The sequence below is a fragment of the Granulicella sp. L46 genome (assembly GCF_009765785.1).
Lineage (GTDB): Bacteria > Acidobacteriota > Terriglobia > Terriglobales > Acidobacteriaceae > Granulicella.
Map to the genome: position 1 here is coordinate 1,369,976 of NZ_LMUT01000012.1, position 17,792 is coordinate 1,387,767.

General features: G+C 58.4%; 14 protein-coding genes and 1 tRNA gene. 4 read left to right on the top strand and 11 right to left on the bottom strand.

What is annotated here, in order from left to right; all coding sequences use genetic code 11:
• Position 1 precedes the first annotated feature (1 nt).
• A complete protein-coding gene (locus GSQ80_RS15085; RefSeq protein WP_158788387.1) occupies positions 2 to 967 on the bottom strand; it encodes a quinone oxidoreductase in 966 nt (321 codons plus the stop codon).
• Between the two features lie 19 nt (positions 968 to 986).
• Positions 987 to 1,964: a glycosyltransferase family 2 protein gene (locus GSQ80_RS15090; RefSeq protein ID WP_158788743.1), complete on the bottom strand. Its 978-nt coding sequence runs from the start codon at positions 1,962 to 1,964 to the stop codon at positions 987 to 989.
• A gap of 119 nt (positions 1,965 to 2,083) precedes the next feature.
• Here GSQ80_RS15090 and GSQ80_RS15095 point away from each other — a divergent pair.
• From GSQ80_RS15095 to GSQ80_RS15110, 4 genes are all read left to right on the top strand, one after another.
• Positions 2,084 to 2,160, top strand: a tRNA-Arg gene (locus GSQ80_RS15095).
• A gap of 761 nt (positions 2,161 to 2,921) precedes the next feature.
• Positions 2,922 to 4,280: a TolC family protein gene (locus tag GSQ80_RS15100; RefSeq protein WP_158788388.1), complete on the top strand. Its 1,359-nt coding sequence runs from the start codon at positions 2,922 to 2,924 to the stop codon at positions 4,278 to 4,280.
• Positions 4,277 to 5,854 (top strand): efflux RND transporter periplasmic adaptor subunit, encoded by a 1,578-nt coding sequence (locus GSQ80_RS15105; RefSeq protein WP_158788389.1) that lies wholly within the window; start codon positions 4,277 to 4,279, stop codon positions 5,852 to 5,854. Before GSQ80_RS15100 ends, GSQ80_RS15105 begins: the two co-directional genes overlap by 4 nt.
• Complete coding sequence (locus tag GSQ80_RS15110; RefSeq protein WP_158788390.1) at positions 5,854 to 9,006, top strand: efflux RND transporter permease subunit; 3,153 nt, start codon at positions 5,854 to 5,856, stop codon at positions 9,004 to 9,006. Before GSQ80_RS15105 ends, GSQ80_RS15110 begins: the two co-directional genes overlap by 1 nt.
• A 126-nt stretch (positions 9,007 to 9,132) precedes the next feature.
• Here GSQ80_RS15110 and GSQ80_RS15115 read toward each other — a convergent pair whose 3' ends face one another.
• From GSQ80_RS15115 to GSQ80_RS15155, 9 genes are all read right to left on the bottom strand, one after another.
• Entirely contained in the window at positions 9,133 to 9,525 is a 393-nt protein-coding gene (locus GSQ80_RS15115; protein ID WP_158788391.1) for a DUF427 domain-containing protein, read from the bottom strand.
• Positions 9,526 to 9,595: 70 nt separating this feature from the next.
• The gene (locus GSQ80_RS15120; RefSeq protein ID WP_158788392.1) at positions 9,596 to 10,336 is read right to left on the bottom strand and encodes an SDR family NAD(P)-dependent oxidoreductase; all 741 of its coding nucleotides are present in this window, start codon (positions 10,334 to 10,336) and stop codon (positions 9,596 to 9,598) included.
• Between the two features lie 263 nt (positions 10,337 to 10,599).
• The gene (locus GSQ80_RS15125; protein WP_216850341.1) at positions 10,600 to 10,869 is read right to left on the bottom strand and encodes a hypothetical protein; all 270 of its coding nucleotides are present in this window, start codon (positions 10,867 to 10,869) and stop codon (positions 10,600 to 10,602) included.
• 234 nt (positions 10,870 to 11,103) lie between these two features.
• Positions 11,104 to 11,733 carry a response regulator transcription factor gene (locus tag GSQ80_RS15130; protein WP_254059663.1) on the bottom strand — a complete coding sequence of 210 codons (630 nt, stop codon included), beginning with the start codon at positions 11,731 to 11,733 and terminating at the stop codon, positions 11,104 to 11,106.
• A gap of 199 nt (positions 11,734 to 11,932) precedes the next feature.
• Positions 11,933 to 12,790: a sugar phosphate isomerase/epimerase gene (locus GSQ80_RS15135; RefSeq protein ID WP_254059664.1), complete on the bottom strand. Its 858-nt coding sequence runs from the start codon at positions 12,788 to 12,790 to the stop codon at positions 11,933 to 11,935.
• Between the two features lie 172 nt (positions 12,791 to 12,962).
• On the bottom strand, positions 12,963 to 13,421 hold the full coding sequence (locus GSQ80_RS15140) for a cupin domain-containing protein (RefSeq protein ID WP_254059706.1): 459 nt from the start codon (positions 13,419 to 13,421) through the stop codon (positions 12,963 to 12,965).
• Positions 13,422 to 13,461: 40 nt separating this feature from the next.
• On the bottom strand, positions 13,462 to 14,337 hold the full coding sequence (locus tag GSQ80_RS15145) for a sugar phosphate isomerase/epimerase (protein WP_158788396.1): 876 nt from the start codon (positions 14,335 to 14,337) through the stop codon (positions 13,462 to 13,464).
• A 17-nt stretch (positions 14,338 to 14,354) separates the two neighbouring features.
• Positions 14,355 to 15,671, bottom strand: coding sequence for a Gfo/Idh/MocA family protein (locus tag GSQ80_RS15150; RefSeq protein ID WP_158788397.1), 1,317 nt, complete (start codon positions 15,669 to 15,671; stop codon positions 14,355 to 14,357).
• A gap of 112 nt (positions 15,672 to 15,783) precedes the next feature.
• The gene (locus GSQ80_RS15155) at positions 15,784 to 17,709 is read right to left on the bottom strand and encodes a glycoside hydrolase family 2 protein (RefSeq protein ID WP_158788398.1); all 1,926 of its coding nucleotides are present in this window, start codon (positions 17,707 to 17,709) and stop codon (positions 15,784 to 15,786) included.
• Between the last annotated feature and the right edge of the window lie 83 nt (positions 17,710 to 17,792).

Consider the following 17,792-nt stretch of genomic DNA (forward strand, 5'->3'; position numbering starts at 1 on the left):
CCTAAAGCGTCAGCAAAACTTTGCCCGTAGTCTTCCGTCCGGCGAGGTCGCGATGCGCCTGCGCGGCGTCCTCCAGACGATACGTAGCGCCAATCCTCACATGCAGTTCCCCGCCTACCACCCAACCAAACACATCCGCCGCTCGCCGCTCCAGGTCACTCCGCCTGCGCACATAATCCTTTAGCGTCGGCCGGGTCAGATAGAGCGAACCCGCCATCAAGCGGATTGGATCCATCGCAGGAACCGCCCCACTCGACGCACCATACAGCGCCAACAGTCCGCGCGGCCGCAGACACTTCAGCGAATCCTCAAACGTCGTCTTACCCACCGAGTCGTACACCACCGGCAATCCGTCTCCATCCGTCTGCCGTTTTACCTCATCCACGAAACTCTCCGTCGTATACAGCACTACCTTATCTGCCCCCGCCGCGCGCGACAACTCCGCCTTCTGCTCGGTCGAAACAGTCGTCAGTACCCGCGCGCCCAGACGTTTCGCCATCTGCGTCAGCAGCAGCCCCACACCGCCTGCCCCCGCATGAATCAATACCGTGTCGTCTGCCCTGATCGCATAGGTATCGTGCGAAAGATAATGCGCCGTAAGCCCCTGCAGAAGCACGGCCGCGGCCTGCAGGAAACTGATCCCGTCGGGAATCTTCAGCAAATCGTCAGCGGGTGCGCAGGCAAACTCAGCATAGGTGCCGCGCGTACCATTCCATGCGACTCGATCGCCTACGGCGAAACCGCTCACACCGCCGCCCAGCTCCACCACGATTCCAGCCGCCTCCTGGCCGGGAATAAATGGCAACTCTGCCGGATACCGTCCCTCGCGCAGATACGTGTCGATGAAGTTCACGCCTGATGCTTCAATCTTTACCAGCACCTGTCCCGCGCCGGGTTTGGGAGTTGGAAGCTCGACGACCTCCATCACCTCGGGGCCACCGGTTGTCTTTATCTGTATGGCTCGCATCGTTATTCCTGTAACCGCCCTAGCGGCTCATGCTCTCTTCCGACGGCCGAATCCGCACAATCCGGTCCACCGCATACGGCGTATTCTGCGACTGCGTGAAGAAATGCCGCACCTGCAGCTCACCCAGCAGACCCACGCCAACCAACTGGATTCCCGCCAGGATCATCACCGCCGCAATCGTAAACAGCGGCGCATGCTCATCCATTACGTCATGGCCTGAGAGGAGTTTGTGCAACAGCAGCCACGTCGCGATGCCGCCGCCGCCAAACACGCCGAGCGCGCCAAAGGTACCAAAGAAGTGCAGCGGCCGCGTCATGTACTTCAGCAAAAATCGAATCGTCAGCAGATCAAAGAGGACTCGAAACGTCCTCGAGAGTCCATAATGACTGCGCCCGGACTCACGCGCCGGGTTTGTGATAACCACCTCGCAGATGCTCGCGCCATACCAGCTCGCCAACGCCGGAATGAACCGGTGCATCTCGCCATACAACGGAATGTTCTGGATCACATCGCGCCGGTACGCCTTGAAGGTAGTTCCGAAATCGTGAATATCCACGCCTGAAAGCCGCGCCATCATCCAGTTCGCCACCGCGGACGGCGCGCGTCGCAGCACCATGTTGTCGACCCGCTGGGCGCGCCACCCGCTCACCACGTCGTAGCCTTCCTCCAGCTTGGCAAGGAACATCGGGATCTCCGCCGGATCGTGCTGCAGATCGCCATCCATCGCCAGGATGTACTCGCCGGACGAATGATCGAAACCCGCGGCCAGCGCCGACGTCTGCCCAAAGTTCCGCCGCAGCTTTACCAGCAGCACCCGTGAATCCACCGCCGCAATCTCTTCCAGCAGCCGATACGTGCGATCCCGCGAACCATCATCCACGAACACCAGCTCGAAGCTCGAACCCACCTGCTCCATCACGCCCTTCACGCGGTCATAGAGCTTGGTGACGTTCTCTTCCTCGTTATGAAACGGCACGACGATGGAGTACTTCGGCACGGTTTTGATTTTACGCTGCCCCGTCCCCATCATCAGCTATTCTCTCCCTGGTTGCCGTCCGCGATACACTAGGCTAGGGTCTCACGGCCGATTCGTCGTATCCCCTGACATTGCCAAGTGGCCCGGTAGCTCAGTTGCATAGAGCAGCGCACTCCTAACGCGAAGGTCGCAGGTTGGACTCCTGCCCGGGCCACCAAGAAACCAGAAATGTCTGCTATTGGCTCTGCATCAGGACTCCTGCCCGGGCCACCAAGAAACCAGAAATGTCTGCTATTGGCTCTGCATCAGGACTCCTGCCCGGGCCACCAAGAAACCCAACAAACGCCAACAAGCGTAGGTTGCGGCGGCGAATCTGTGAGGCTCTTCAGTAAAAGCGCGTCGGCGAACCGTCACGGTTCTCAGGTTTTCCGCAATGTGATCCGGGACACACATGTCTGGAGCCCAGGGTGGGATACTTATAATCGAAATTGGGACACTTCTACGATGCATTGGGGCAGAAAAGTCGCGTTGCTCATACTGGCTGCAGCAGTCTTATGGACTGCGATGCCGGCGTCCGCTTGTGTGCTTATGATGCAGTCCAACGCGCGGCCCGTCTGCTGCGGTGAGATGGCACAAGGCGGCGCGATGCGCGGTATGAGGATGCATCCTACCTGCTGCCGAATCCGCGGAACTGAGCCCGCTGTCACCCCGGTTCCTCCGTTTTCTCCTGAGCACTCGCTGAAGCCGCTGTTGGTGGCATATCCAATCCGTTTGGAACGGCCCGCCGCTACTGATGCCGGATGGCACAGCGCTCTCGAAGCGCCACCGCCCAGGTCATCGCCAGGCGCCATCTCAATACTCCGAATCTAGAACTCCTCCCTTCGCAGGCTAAACCTTGGCCTTCGTGTATCCCCGTGCGCCTATGCGCGGAGAAAACGCGCGATGGTCCCGCGAGCCGTGTCTCCGTTGGAGGGAGCGATGAAAGTCTTTGTCTGTACAGTATGTATTTTTGCGTCCGCGATAGCCGGCGGTATTTGCCGTGCGCAGGCGGCCGCCGGGAGCAATGACCTCGCGCCCTATGCCGCACTTTTTCAGGACTCAACTCCGGCGCAGGCTACTGCCCCGCCTCTCACGCTGAACGATGTGGAACAGGTCGCCCTTGCCCGCAGCCCGGAGATCGCGGTGGCGTCGCGACGCGTGGCCGTTGCTGAGGCGCATGTCCCGGTTGCCGGTGCGCTCGACGATCCAATGGCCATGTATCGCGGGTGGGGAGTTCCGCTGCGGCAGCCGTGGAATTTCAATGACGCACAGAACATGTTCAGCATCAGCCAGACATTTTCTGGAGCTGGGAAACGGGCGCTGCGAACCAGCGTGGCCGGTTCGGATGTGGACGTGGCCAAGGCGCAGCTCGACGAGGTGCGACTGGATGTTCGAGTACGGGTGCACAAAGCCTTCGACGACCTATTGCTCGCCCAAAACGAGATGGCGATCCACCATCAGCACGTAGCGATCGCGCGGCAGGCAATCGAGGCGGCGCGCATTCAGTACACCGTCGGCAAGGGGCCGCAGCAGGACATGTTGAAGGCGCAGGTGGCCCTCACCTTGCTGGCGGAGCACATGATCCGCTTCGACCACGACGCCGCTCTGGCGCAGGCACGGCTCAACACGCTGCTGGGCCGTGATCCCGACACGCCGGTCAGCGTTGCCGGACAATTTGCGGTAGTGGACGCGCTGCCGGAGGCGCGGACACTCGATACCGTGGCCCTCCGGTCGCGGCCAGACCTGATGGCGGCCGAGCAAGCCGCCGCGCGAAGTCACACCGAGCAGGCCCTCGCTAAGAAGGCTTATCTGCCGGACTTCACCGTCTCCGGCGGATATATGTTGATGCCTGCCGGCACTCCAACGCGCAACGACTACATGGTGGAAGCTTCGATCAATCTGCCGTGGCTGAACCGCCGTAAGCACGATGCGGAGATTGCGGAAGCGACGGCGCGCACCACCGAGCAGGACGCTGAACTGTCGTCACTGCGCAACGTCGCCTTCGGGCAGATTCAGGATGCGCTGGTCGAGGCACAAGCCGCTCAGAAGCTGGCGCATGTGTATCACGATCAGTTGCGACCTCAGGCCGAAGCCACGTTGGAATCGAGCGTCATAGCTTACGAGAACGACAAGACGAGCTTTCTGAATCTCCTCGACAGCCAGATGACGGTCATCAATGTTGACCTCGCATGGCTCGATGCGGTCGCGGATTTTGATACCCGCTTGGCGGATCTTGAACTGGCGACAGGCGCGCCTCTTGAACAATCCACGACGCCCGCGACTGAGGTGAAACCATGAAGACCCGCATGTATCAAATCTCCCTGGCGGCTGCTGTGGCCGCAAGTCTAGTTCTCGCGGCAGTGCTTGCGTTTACGCTTCTGCACCGAGCGCCTGCAGCTCCCGCAGCGTCATCCTCGCAGGATCCCGTCGTGGCGCGTGGGCCCGATGTGGGTTCGAATCCCATGCCGCAAGCCGGCGGCGCCGCGACCGGAGTCGAGGCCGCGCTCGCAACCGTGCAGTTGTCGCCACAACGTCTACAGGAAATTGGCGTAACCACTGCGACGGTGCAGCGCAAGGATGTCAACGACACGCTGACCGTTCCCGGGAACGTCAACATGGACGAAGAGCGGTTGTCGTATGTGCAGGTACGCTTCCCAGGCTGGATTCAACAGGTATTTGCGAATGCAACCTACCAGTACGTGCGCAAAGGGGAGCGGCTCTTCACCATCTACAGCCCCGACCTTGTGAGCAGCCAGCAGGAGTATCTGCTGGCCCGTCAGAATCAGGACACCTTCGCACCGAATGCGCAGGATATGGCCGCGCAGGAGAGTGGCTGGATGATGCGTGCCGCCCAGGAGCGCTTGCGGCAATTCGATGTTCCCCAGCAGGCAATCGCGGACCTGGAACACAGCGGCAAGGTGCAACACGATATCGCAATCACTTCGCCGGCCTCCGGCTACATCATCGACCGCACCGCTCTGCCCAACGCCTACGTGCAGCCCGACACGAAGCTGTACACCATTGCGGACCTCTCAACGGTATGGGTTTACGCCAACGTATTTCAGAACGATGTGGGACGCCTCAAGCCCGGCGACTCAGCACAGGTCACGGTGGACGCCTATCCCGGTCGCAAGTTCAATGGCTGCATCGACCAGATCCTGCCCGAAGTTGATCCGACGACCCGCACCGCGCGCGTGCGTCTGGTATTTCGCAACCCCCGCGTCGAGCTCAAGCCGGGCATGTATGTCAACGTCGCCATCTCGGTTCCGCTCGGCCAGCAATTGGTGATTCCCGCCTCCGCGGTCCTGCAGTCAGGCTCACAGGCAATCGCGTTTCTCGACCACGGGAACGGTGTCCTGGAGCCGCGCGTGATCGAACTCGGACTGCAGCTGGATGACTCAGTGATGGTCCTCGGCGGACTCAAGGCGGGAGATCGGGTGGTGAGCTCCGCCAACTTCCTTGTGGACTCTGAAGCGCAGCTTCAAACCGCCATGGGAGCGTTTTCACCACTGCCGCAATCGGCCGCCGGATCCAGTAACGCCGTAGTCACGCAGATGCAGATCGACCTGAGCACGCAGCCGTCTCCGCCGCGCAAGGGCGCAAATACGGTGCAAGTAAAATTGGCCGCCATCGATGGCAAGCCGGTGACAGGCGCGCAGGTGGGCGTGACCTTCACCATACCGGCAATGCCCGCAATGGGGATGGCCGCACAGCACGCCGCTGCCACGCTCACCGACAAGGGTAATGGCGATTATGAAGGATCGGTGCAGCTTCCATCCGGCGGCACCTGGACAACGACCGTCACGGTTCAGCGTGGCGGCAAGGCCATCGCTACCAGGCAACTGAGCGTCGACGCCACGGGAGGAATGTGATGATTTCGAAGATCATTGCCTGGTGCGCGCGCAATCCGTTCCTCGTCCTTGCCGGAGCGCTTCTCCTCGTCTTCGCGGGAGTTTGGTGCATGCGCCGTGTGCCACTCGACGCACTGCCCGACATCAGCGACGTGCAGGTCATCATTCACACACCATGGGCGGGGGAGCCGCCGAATGTAATCGAGGACCAGGTCACATATCCGATTGTGACCTCGCTGCTCTCCGCCCCCAACGTCAAAAGCGTGCGCGCCCAGACCATGTTTGGCGACTCCTATGTCTTCGTCGTCTTTCAGGATGGCACGGACCTCTACTGGGCCCGCTCACGCGTGACCGAGTACCTTCAGCAGATCGCCGGGCGTTTGCCCGCGAACGTGCATCCCGCCATCGGCCCGGATGCCACGGGTGCGGGCTGGGTCTACGAGTACGCCATCGTCGACCGCACGCATACGAGAAGCCTCGCGGACCTGCGCGCGCTGCAGGACTGGTACCTGCGCTATCAACTCGAAACCGTGCCCGGCGTGGCGGAGGTCGCAAGCATTGGCGGCTTTGTGCGCCAGTATCAAGTCAATCTCGATCCCAAAAAACTCTTCTCCTACGGCATCTCCGCTGCCACCGTCATCGACCGCGTCCGGCAGAGCACCAACGAGGTGGGTGGCGACGTGCTCGACATGAATGGCGCCGAGTATATGATCCGCGGCCTCGGCTATTTGCACAACCTCTCCGACCTCGAAAATGTTCCTGTCGCCACAAAGAACGGCACACCAATTTTGATCCGCAATCTCGGCACAGTCTCCTTCGGTCCCGACGTTCGACGCGGCGCGGCGGACTGGCAAGGAGAGGGCGAAACCGTCGGTGGCATCGTCGTCATGCGCTACGGTATGAATGCGCTCAACGTCATTGACGGCATCAAAGCGAAGTTCAAAGAGATCGCACCCTCTCTTCCTCCCGGCGTCGAGATCGTGACTTCCTACGACCGCTCCTGGCTGATCGATCAGTCAATTCACACGCTCAAACGCGATCTTTTCGCCGAGGCGCTCATCGTCTGTTTCGTCAGCATCGCCTTCCTCTTCCACTTCCGCTCAGCACTGGTGCCTATCCTGACGCTGCCCATCGCGGTACTGGCCGCGTTCATCCCCATGTACTTCCTGCACGTCAGTTCCAACATCATGTCGCTCGGCGGTCTGGCGCTGGCCGTCGGCGTGCTCATCGATGCCGCAATTGTCATGGTGGAGAACGGCTACCGTAATCTCGCCGAGCGTAACGATGTGCCCAACAATGCAGAGCGACGCAACATCCTCATTCGTTCCGCGCAGCAAGTTGGCCCTGCGCTCTTCTATTCGCTCATCATCATTGTCGTTTCGTTTCTTCCGGTGTTTCTTCTGGAAGCGCAGGAGGGCCGCATGTTCCGGCCACTGGCCTGGACCAAGACGCTGGCGCTGATCTTCGCGTCGCTGCTCTCTATCACCCTGGTGCCAGCGCTGATGCCGTTTTGTCTGCGGGGAAAGCTGCGCCCGGAATCGGCCAACCCCGCCGCCCGCATCACCCAGGCCATCTATCTTCCCGTCCTACGATGGTGCCTGGGACACTGGAAGATTGTGATCGCCCTAAACGTGATCTTCCTTGCCGTCACCATCCCTTTGTACTTCCGCCTCGGCAGCCAGTTCATGCCCGCGCTATATGAAGGCTCAGCTCTCTACATGCCGAACGCCTTGCCGGGCATCTCGATCACGCAGGCAGTCTCGCTCATGCAGGAACAGGACCGCGTCATCCGTTCCTTTCCCGAAGTCGACACCGTCTTCGGCACGGTAGGCCGTTCCGACAGCGCCACCGACAATGCTCCGCTCGACATGTACGACACCACCATCATGCTCAAGCCACGCGATCAATGGCGCGCCGGCATGACCTACGAAAAGCTAATTGCCGCAATGGACCAGAAGCTCCAGTTTCCGGGCCTTACCAACTCCTGGACGATGCCTGTCCAGAACCGGCTGGACATGGAACTCACTGGAATCAAGACCGCGGTCGGTATCAAAATTCAAGGCCCGGACCTCGCCCACATCGAGCAGATCGGAGCGCAGATGCAACAGATCCTCTCCGCTATGCCCCAGGCCGATTCCGTCTATGCCGAGCGTGTCGCCCAGGGCTTCTATCTCAACGTCGAGGTGAACCGACTGGAGGCCGCCCGTTATGGTCTTACCGTCGCCGACGTGCAGCGCGTCGTCACTTCTGAGATCGGTGGAGCGGACATCGCCGAGAATGTAGAAGGCCGCGAACGCTTTCCCATCGCAGTACGCTATCAGCGTGACTTTCGCGATCACCCCGAGGCACTTTCGCAGGCACTCATTCCTACCTCGTCCGGGGAAGAGATTCCTGTCAGCGAGGTCGCCCGCGTCTACTTCTCGCGCGGCCCCTCCATGATCCGCGATGAAGACGGCGCGCTGACAGGCTATGTCTATCTCAATCTCAAGACCAACAACTACGGCGGATTCGTTAAGAGTGCGCAAGAGTTGTTGCAACAGAAACTGGTACTCCCCGCAGGCTATAGCTGGCGTTGGGCAGGAGAGTATGAGTTCGAGATGCATGCTAAGCAACGCCTGGAGATGATCCTGCCCGTCGTGTTCGTCGTCATCTTCCTTTTGCTTTACCTGGTTTTCAAGTCGGTCATCGAAGCGGCCGTGCTCATCTTTCCGACGCTGTACGCCATGTCCGGCGGCCTGTTACTGCAGTGGGTCCTCGGATACAACTTCAGCGTCGCCGTGTGGGTTGGATACATCGCTTTGTTTGGGATTGCGGTCGAGACCGGCGTGGTGATGGTGGTCTATCTTCATGAGGCCTATCAGGAGCGCCTCGCAGAGGCCGCGCCCATGACGGAAGCCGCGCTCGTTGAGGCCGTCATCAAGGGAGCAGTTCAACGTCTGCGGCCCAAACTCATGACCGTGACTGCCGTCGTCCTGAGCCTGGCGCCGATCCTGTGGGAGACCGGCATCGGTTCCGATGTGATGAAGCCGATCGCAGCCCCGATCGTGGGAGGGATGGTCACATCAACCATTCACGTTCTGATTCTCGTCCCGGCATTTTTCCTGCTCATCAAACGCCGGGCCCTACGTCGGGTCGCGCTTCCTACCGAACAAAACGAGAACGCTGCGGCCTAAGGCTTGTATATCGGAAATTTATCACCGAACATCGGCGCCTCGCTCTTAGACTGCTCCTCAGTGGCCTCATCCTGTATGACCTCCAATGCTCGACTAGAATGCCGTCTCTACAGAGTACGCAAGATGTCAGGAGAGGACTTCAACGGCGTCGACACGCGAAGGATAGAACGCCAAATAATCTTTAATCCTTGAGACCGCCTCATAGGGTTCTTCATACGTCCAAACAGCGAATTCCGACTTTGTACCGCCAATCGGAATGCTGTAGTAGGTGCAGTCGCCTTTATACGGACAGTAGGTGTAATGGGTGGTTCGAACAAGCAGGGACATGTCTGCGTCGCGACGCGGCAAATAGAAAACCGGGGAATATCCCTTCTCTTCGAGCAGCAGCGTATCGGACGATTCGGCGATGACGCGGTCGGCGACCATTACGCGTACTCGGCCTTCGACCTGGGAGATCGTGATGGGGTGATCTGGGCCAGGAATTTTGATTTCCTTGCCCGCTCGTGGATTGATTTGCATGTGATCCTCGATTCCCAGTTGCGATCTTCAGGGTTACAACTTCGAACTACCATCTACTGGCCTGAATAACCTAGGCATTCGTTCCGCCATCCACCGTCAGGTTTGCTCCGGTGATGTAGGAAGACTCTGGACCCGCGACGAACGCAACCAGTGCTGCGACCTCGTCTACATGGCCGTAGCGGTTGAGCGCGGTAGCAGCTTTCTGTGGCGAAGCCCAATCGCCCGCTGCAGGATTCAGATCAGTGTCGATTGGGCCCGGCTGAATATTGTTGACCGTGATACCGCGGCTGCCGACCTCTCTGGAGAGTCCCTGGGCGAACATCTTCACAGCGCCCTTGGTGGCTGAGTACGGAACTAAGCCGGGCGTCATCATGCGCTCGCCAACGCACGAACCGATGATGATGATGCGGCCACCGTCGTTCATGTGCTTCAGCGCGGCCTGGGTCGTGACGAAGACGCCGCGGATGTTGATGTCGATCACGCGATCCAATTCTTCCAGCGTGGTGTCCTCAAACTTCTTCGGAATCGCCGTGCCGGCGTTATTCACGAGAATATCCAGCGGTCCCAAGGTTGCGACGGCTTTCTCTACAGCGTTCTTGACAGCTGCCGCATCGGCTGCGTCCGCCTGGATGGCAACAGCCTTGCCGCCATTGGCTTCGATGGCTTTGACCACGGCTGACGCGGCGGTTGCATCCTTCGCGTAGGTGATCGCCACATTGGCTCCATCCGCGGACAGACGCTTTGCGATTGCTGCGCCGATACCACGCGACGCACCAGTAACGAGTGCCACTTTTCCCTTCAATTTGGACATAAGGACTCCCTCACCTCCTGTGAATGATTCGCGAGACTGCTTTCTTGTTCGAGTAACGCGACGCCAATGCGAAGTGTATGCGAAGTTCGCCGGACGTCCTCCCATCCTTCGGTTAAAAGTAAGATAACTTATTGCCCGTGGATAGGACTATTCGCTGCTTTAGGCCTGATTACATGCCACAAACGAAGGCATTTTGTATGCCAGCGTCGGGGGTGCGAAAAATAATACTATTTGGGGGTCCCAACAGATGCCGGGCTCGACGGCTACAGCGGTCGTCGGTCTTTCGGGATCACGATCTCGCGCCGGCCAAAGAGTCTTGCGTCGCATGCATAGGCGCCTGGGCCGAGCAGAGACAGCGCAATGCAGAATAACGCCGTCTCGCCGGACTGCCTGAGGTGTGTTGCGTGTGCATCGGCTGCGAGGAAGTACGTGACGTAGCCGGCCAGTTGCATAATCGCCGCGGCCATACTGGCTACCGGCGTCAGCAGGCCAATAAGAATCGCAACGCACAATACGATGAGGATCAGCGCCACAACAGGATGGCTCCAGGCATCGAGGATGAGCTGGCCATCGAGGAGGCAAAGTGCCACGGCAACCCGAAGAACAAGCAGCCCAAGGCCAGGCCAACCTTCGGGAAAGCTTGAAAAGAACCGCTGCAGCCGAGGCCTCCGAGATCGCGTAGTGCGAAGTGGGCTTAGCCTAAACGTTCTGGTGCCTCATTGAATCCCCCGATAGAGGTGTTCTCACGCAATCCCGAATAGGAACAGTTAGAGCTGGATGATGCCTCGCCGCAGGCCTATAGCTACGGCCTCGGTCCGATCGCGTGCATCGAGTTTCTCCATGATGTGCTTTACGTGACCCTTAACCGTCTCTTCCGTGATGAAGAGCAGAGCTGCGATGTCGCTGTTGCGGTTTCCACCAGCGATCTTTTGCAGCACCTCCAGCTCGCGTTTGCTCAGAGCTTCGTGGCCGAGGTGCTCGGCTAGCTGTGCAGCAACTTCAGGTGGAACGTGCCGCTTTCCGGCATGGACTTTGCGAATCATCTCCACGAGTTGCTTGCGGGGCATGCTCTTCAACATGAACCCCTTCGCGCCGGCTTCGAGAGCGCGCTGAATCTCCGCATCGCCGTCGAAGGTCGTCAACATGATCACTCGCACGTCCTTGAACTCGGTGCGAATGGCGATCAGGGCGTCGATGCCGCTGATGTCCGGCAACCGAAGATCCATCAGAGTGATATCGGGGCGATGTTTGCGATACTCGGCGATGGCGTCGCGTCCACATTGCGCTTCCCCCACCAGGAGCATGTCCGGTTCATTGCGAATAACCGCGCCAATGCCTTCGCGCATCAGCGGATGATCGTCCACGCAGAACACTCGGATCGGTGAGGTTGGGGTCACGTGAGGCCTGAGCTCCTTTCGTCTTTGCGCGGGCCCGTGAAACGCTCTCGATTGAGCCATGATAATGGGCGAGATGTCGAACGCTGGCTTGCCTTCTGAAATTTAATCTTACCCGACATCACCAGTTCCATTTCCGGTCCGGCGCCAAGGCTGCTTCGGTTCTATCATCATTTGATCACTTCCGGCGACGGGCAATTTACTAGATAGCTCCTGCTTGTTGGAGATCTTTTTTCATCCCTTCCCAACTCCTGACGGACGAAGCCTCCGGTGTCCCACCACCTTTCCAATGCGTCTCCAGATTGACCCCATTGGCGTAGCCGATCCCTTTGAGCGCCTTGAACTGCGCGACCCAATCGATATACCCAATGTCTACCGGCGACCAAACGATCTTGCCCGTCGCATCCTTAACCGCATTCTTCACGTGGCAGTGATGGATGCGATCCTTGGGCAGGGCGTCCCATCCTCCGGGGTAGGCGTCAAGCTCACCGCGCATGACGGCATTGCCCGGGTCCCAATTGAGCGCAAGATTTCTCGAAGGAACGCCAGCAAGCGTAGCTGCAGCCTCGCGGCCCGTCGCCGTGTTGCATTCAAATTCATTCTCCAACACCAGCATTACATCTTGCTTCGCAGCAAACTCCGCTGCTTCCTGCAGCTTGGCATTGATGGCCTTCCGATACGGCTTGACATCGTCGATGCGCCAGAAATCGAAGCAGCGAACCTTATTCGTCTTGAACTGCTTTGCCAGGGAGATAGACCGTTCCAGCACCTCCTGTTGCTGGTTGAACTTGGTTTCATCTGCTCCATGAAGGTCTTCTTTGGAGCCGTATTGCGAGTGCGGAGCCTCAGGCCAGTCGACCTTATAGAGCGGACTGCTGATGTCCGTCACCTCGAGATCGTACTTCGCGAGGATCTTCTGCGCCCTCGCGATTTCGTCGTCCGAAACCGTCTGTAGATTCTTTCCCCAGATCTCGCGCAGCTCCACCCAGTGAAGTCCAAACTGCTTGCTGATTACATAACACGCATGGTCGAAATCTTCTGACACTTCATCGGAGATCACACCGATCTTAAACTTCGATCCGGCAGCCCAGGCACGCAGCGGTAATAGGGAGGAAGCAACAGTTGCGACTGAAAGCTCGGCAAATTGGCGTCTGGAAAGCGTTTGCATCGATCGAACCCCTCAATGGTTATCAGTGTGACGAAGGTTGGAGCCGTAAAGATGCGAATAATCGCTAGGCGATCGCCCTCTGCAGTCCCACCGCAACAACGAAGTAACTCGCAGGACCCGCGCCCACGTTCTTCAGGCTATGCAGTACCGCCGAGGCGGTAAAGACGACGTCGCCCGCATGCACGATGCCGCGTTGGCCATCACTATCGACCTGCAACTCCCCTTGGCGGATCAACAGCAGCTCCGAGTGGGCATGGCGGTGCGGCGGATGCGGCATCTCGCCGGCAGGCAACATCGTTTCGTGCACCTCGATGAACTCGCCTGTGGCAAGCGTCCCCTGCACGACCGCACGCGACGTCATGCCATTCGGTGCTGTCTTGACCGGTAACTTGTCATACGAAAACAACTCCGAGTGGGCCAGTTTTGGAACATCTCCCGCCGACGCACCGATCTGCGCCTCTCCGGAGAGACTGCCCAGCATCGCAAATGCCGACAACGTCAAACCTAACTCACGACGATTCATCTGACTCACAGTTCACTCCTTCGCGACTAGCTGTGCCGAGTTACATCTGCTTCTGATAACCCATGCCCGCCAGCACGCCGCGCATGTAGGCGAAGCTGTAGCTCACGCCAGGCATAGGGTCGTCGGCATGGATCTCGTACTCCAGGTCAACGAAGCCCTTGTATTTTATTGCGACCAGCGCCTCGAAGATGCCGCGTACGGGCATCAATCCTTCGCCCACGGCAACCTGGCTATCCTTCGCTGTCGCGTTAGCGAGATCCTTCATGTGCATATTAAAGAGCCGCGGCCCCACCGCATGAATAGCGTCAACAGGATTCACGCCCGCACGCATGCAGTGTCCCACGTCGATGCAACAACCCATGCGCGGATCCATAGTGCCTACGGCCTTCAAGACATCCAACGGCGAATGCCAAATCTTGTCTTCCGGTCCGTGGTTGTGAATCGCGAAGCGAATGTCATACTCCTTCACAAATTTCTCGATACGCGGAAGCGTCTCGGGCGCAGGGTCTCCGGCAACGATCACCGAAACGCTAGCCCGCTTGCAGTAGTCGAACTTACTGCGAATGTCATCATCCTCGTCCTTGGGAAAGTAGATGGCTCCCAAGGCATGTAGTTGGATGCCCGCGGCAGTATAGTCGGCCACCGCTGTCGCTTCCTGGGTCGGATCCATCGGCAGGTGATCTTTCACGTCCTTTGCATTCAAGGCAGTGAGATTCAGTTGCTTCATGTACGTGATCAGCTGTGCTCTCGTAAAGTTGCGAAAGGTATAGCTCGCTAGACCCAGCTTGATGCCGGTAGCCTGTCCCTCCAGCGCGTAGTTCTGGGCGGCAGCAGAGATCGCACCGCCGCAGGAAATAGCCGTCGCAGCCAGCGCCCCACTGCGGAGAAAGTTTCGACGTGACCTATCGTGGTTCATGGAACTCCTCTCACTGATTACAGTTGCGGTGCCCAGCCCTTCTCATACTCGCGTCCCCACATCTTCATCGCAGTTGGATCGCCGAGCACCTTGCCGTTCACCGCGTCCAAATGCAACTCGCGGTTGACCTCCCACGCAATATTCGAGAGCTGCAGCATCGTAACCGCGACGTTCCCCTGCGCAATCGGCTGATGCAGCTTTTCTCCCTTTTGAATTCCGGCGATGAAATTCGCAAAGTGCGCATCGGTCATTGAATCGCGGCCAACAAGATCCGACGAGCTGGTTGCCGTCTTGTCCGCCTTGTACTCGCTAAGCTTTTTGCCGTTCAGGTCGTAAATTTCATAGCCGTCCCGGTCCACGATCACCGAGCCCGTCGTCCCCATCACCTCGATGCCGCGGTCGCGATTGAAGTACTTCATGCCGTTGCAGCACTTGCCTTCCCAGGAAAGCATCGCGTCATCATAAGCAAAGCTCGTCACCATCGTGTCGTAGAACTGCCAGTCGTCCTTGAACTGATACCGCCCCGCCGTCGAGGTCACGCTGTTCGGGTACTCCACACCAAGCGCCCAGCGCGCCACATCCACCTCGTGCGTTCCATTATTCAACGACTCACCCGTGCCCCAGGTCTTGAACCAATGCCAGTTGTAGGGCTGCACGTTGTCCTTGTACTCCTGACGCGGAGCGGGTCCCTGGAACAGGTCCCAATCCAGCGTAGCCGGAACCGGAACAACCTTTCCGTAGCCGATAGACTTGCGCACGTTGGAATACCAGGTCTTGGCGAAATAGGCGCGCCCGATCAGTCCATCGTGAATCTTGTTCACGATCTCGATGGTGTGCGGTGACGAGCGTTGTTGCGATCCCATCTGCACCAACTTGCCGTACTTCTTCTGTGCCTCGATCAGGAGCGCACCTTCGGCAGGATTGTGGGAGCAGGGTTTCTCAACATACACATTCTTTCCCGCCTGTAGTGCCAGGATCGCTATCGGAGTGTGCCAATGGTCAGGTGTCGCGATCGTAATCGCGTCAATTTCTTTCATTGCAAGGATGTTCCGAAAGTCCTTCTCGCCGACAGGCTCTTCGCCCATCATTTGTGAAGCGCTGCTCACATACTTCTTCAGAATATTGCTCTCGACATCGCACACATGCGAGATACGCGCATTGGCCTTGTTTGCCCTCAGCGCGGATAAGTGTGCATACGCGCGGCTGTTCAGCCCAATCACGGCGAAATTCAGGCGGCTATTCGACCCGAGAATCCGTGCATAGCTTTTCGCCGTACTGCTGATTGCCAGACCTGCGGCCCCAAGGGTATGGATGAAGTGACGACGTGTGATCATTGACCCTCCCAAAGGTCTCGAGCTGATTCTCGCTTAGTTCGGCCAGCACCACAGCTGAAGATATCTATCTCTATATGAGACGGACAAGTCCACTGACTTGTTGCTGGTGTCGTCAAGGCTTCTCTCCGCGAACTTTCTCGCCTGGATTTCCCGCAGGACGCACTTCAGAGCCAGAGGCATCGGGAGCCGCCGGAGCCGTTTGCAACGAGAGGGAAGGACCGCCCCCATGGCCAGCCCAATCCCTGTAGGTCTTCTGCAGAACGAAGAATGCTTCCTTTTTCCCGCCCGTGTTGGAGATCAGACCCTTCCGGTTGAACCCATCCTGAAGACCCGGCAGTTGTCGCATGGGCGACCTGAAGTCCACGAGAATCCATGGACTCAACCCGCGAAACTGGGGAATCTTCGCCAACATCGGCAACTGATGCTCGAAGATACTTGCCTGGTATTCTTCAGTCCATCGTTGAGTGGCAGCGCCATGCAATCCCGCCTTTGCGTCGCCTCCGAACTCACTGACAATTAATGGTTTGTTATAGCCAATGTGCCAGTGGGTGAGGTCGGCGTCCGCGGGTGATTGCTCGTACCAGCCAATATATTCATTCATGCCAATCACATCGAGCGCCTCGCCCAGCGGGTCGTCGACATACTTGTCGTGTCCCTCGGATCGGACCAGAAGTGCTGCCGTCACCAGCCTCGTGGAATCGAGCGCACGCACATCTCCTGCAAGTGTCTTAAGGAAAGCTGTTCGCTCTGGAGTGAGAGGTGTTTCATTCGCGATCGACCACAGCACCACCGACGCCTTGTTTCGATCTCGGCGAATCTCCTCTTCGAGCTGTCCTTGCGCCTTCGCGAGCACAGTAGGGCTGCCGAAGTCCTCAGCCCAGTAAACCGGAATTTCAGACCACACCATCAGCCCAAGACGGTCAGCCGCACGAGTCATGCGTTGGTCATGCGGATAATGCGCAAGCCGGACAAAGTTGCAACCAAGCTCCTTGGCCCAGCCCAGCAGCGTGGCTGCATCCTGGTCGTTATTGGCCCTGCCCCCACGCAGCGGCGCTTCGCCATGAATAGAGATGCCGCGAAGAAACACAGGCTTGCCGTTCAGCAGGATGTCGGTTCCGCGAACTTCAATCGTTCGAAATCCCATTTCGTCATCGAGACTATCTTCACCAGACACCAGATGAACCTTGTAAAGCTTAGGATGTTCGGGGCTCCACAAGGCAACATCCTTCGCCGCGAGCGAAATGGTCCCACGTTGATCGTTGCCAAGTTTGGCGGACACGCTGCGGCCCAGTTCCGGAAGCGAAATCGTGACCTCGTCTCCTGCAATCGCGCCTTGCACGTGCACGCTTCCCACAATCGCAGTGCGTTCGCGATTCAAATGCAGGTCGTAATCGTCGATATATTTGGCCGGAACATCGACCAGCGAGATGTCGCGGGTGAGTCCGCCGTAGTTCCACCAATCCGTGTTTAACGTTGGTATACCATCCGCCAGGCGCGTGTTGTCGACTGCAATGACAATGAAGTTCTTACCCGCGCGAATGCTGCTCGAAACATCACAGTCAAAATCGGTGAAGCCTCCCTCGTGGCTACATACTTTCTGCCCGTTCACCCATGCGATGGACTTGTAGTTGGCTGCCCCAATGTGCAGAAATGTCTTGTGGCCGGCCGGCTGGGTATAAGTAAAGTTTCGCTGATACCACAACAAACCTTCGTAATAGAAGAGTGAGTCATGCTGTGTGTTCCAATCCCCTGGAACCTTCAACGTGGGCGATTTACCGAAGTCGTACTCGACCAACCCCTGGCTATCGGTTTCCGGAGCCCCGTTGAGAAAGAATCCATCCTTTCGTATCTCTCGGTGAAAGTTGTACAGTCCGCCGTCATATGGGTCGACGATGTAGTGCCAGTCACCATTCAGCGTGACCATCTTTCGATGGTCGGCATTAACCAGAACGGTAGTGGACTGGGTTTGCCCGTGCGCGCCGACGGTAAGGACGGCGGCAAACGCCGCTGCCAGAAGTACGCGAAGCTGAGGTTGCATCAGAACTCCGTTGCCCTAAAGTTTGGCGATCGGCCGACCACGCCGATCGCCCTTGAGAACGTCCAGCCATTGTATTTCGAGCA

What these genes read in the sequence shown, in the direction of transcription:
- GSQ80_RS15100 (WP_158788388.1), top strand. Translation starts at nt 2,922, where the DNA reads ATGAAAGTCTTTGTCTGTACAGTATGTATTTTTGCGTCCGCGATAGCC.
- GSQ80_RS15120 (WP_158788392.1), bottom strand. Translation starts at nt 10,336, where the DNA reads ATGTCCAAATTGAAGGGAAAAGTGGCACTCGTTACTGGTGCGTCGCGT.
- GSQ80_RS15110 (WP_158788390.1), top strand. Translation starts at nt 5,854, where the DNA reads ATGATTTCGAAGATCATTGCCTGGTGCGCGCGCAATCCGTTCCTCGTC.
- GSQ80_RS15105 (WP_158788389.1), top strand. Translation starts at nt 4,277, where the DNA reads ATGAAGACCCGCATGTATCAAATCTCCCTGGCGGCTGCTGTGGCCGCA.
- GSQ80_RS15115 (WP_158788391.1), bottom strand. Translation starts at nt 9,525, where the DNA reads ATGCAAATCAATCCACGAGCGGGCAAGGAAATCAAAATTCCTGGCCCA.
- GSQ80_RS15140 (WP_254059706.1), bottom strand. Translation starts at nt 13,421, where the DNA reads ATGAATCGTCGTGAGTTAGGTTTGACGTTGTCGGCATTTGCGATGCTG.
- GSQ80_RS15155 (WP_158788398.1), bottom strand. Translation starts at nt 17,709, where the DNA reads ATGCAACCTCAGCTTCGCGTACTTCTGGCAGCGGCGTTTGCCGCCGTC.
- GSQ80_RS15145 (WP_158788396.1), bottom strand. Translation starts at nt 14,337, where the DNA reads ATGAACCACGATAGGTCACGTCGAAACTTTCTCCGCAGTGGGGCGCTG.
- GSQ80_RS15150 (WP_158788397.1), bottom strand. Translation starts at nt 15,671, where the DNA reads ATGATCACACGTCGTCACTTCATCCATACCCTTGGGGCCGCAGGTCTG.
- GSQ80_RS15085 (WP_158788387.1), bottom strand. Translation starts at nt 967, where the DNA reads ATGCGAGCCATACAGATAAAGACAACCGGTGGCCCCGAGGTGATGGAG.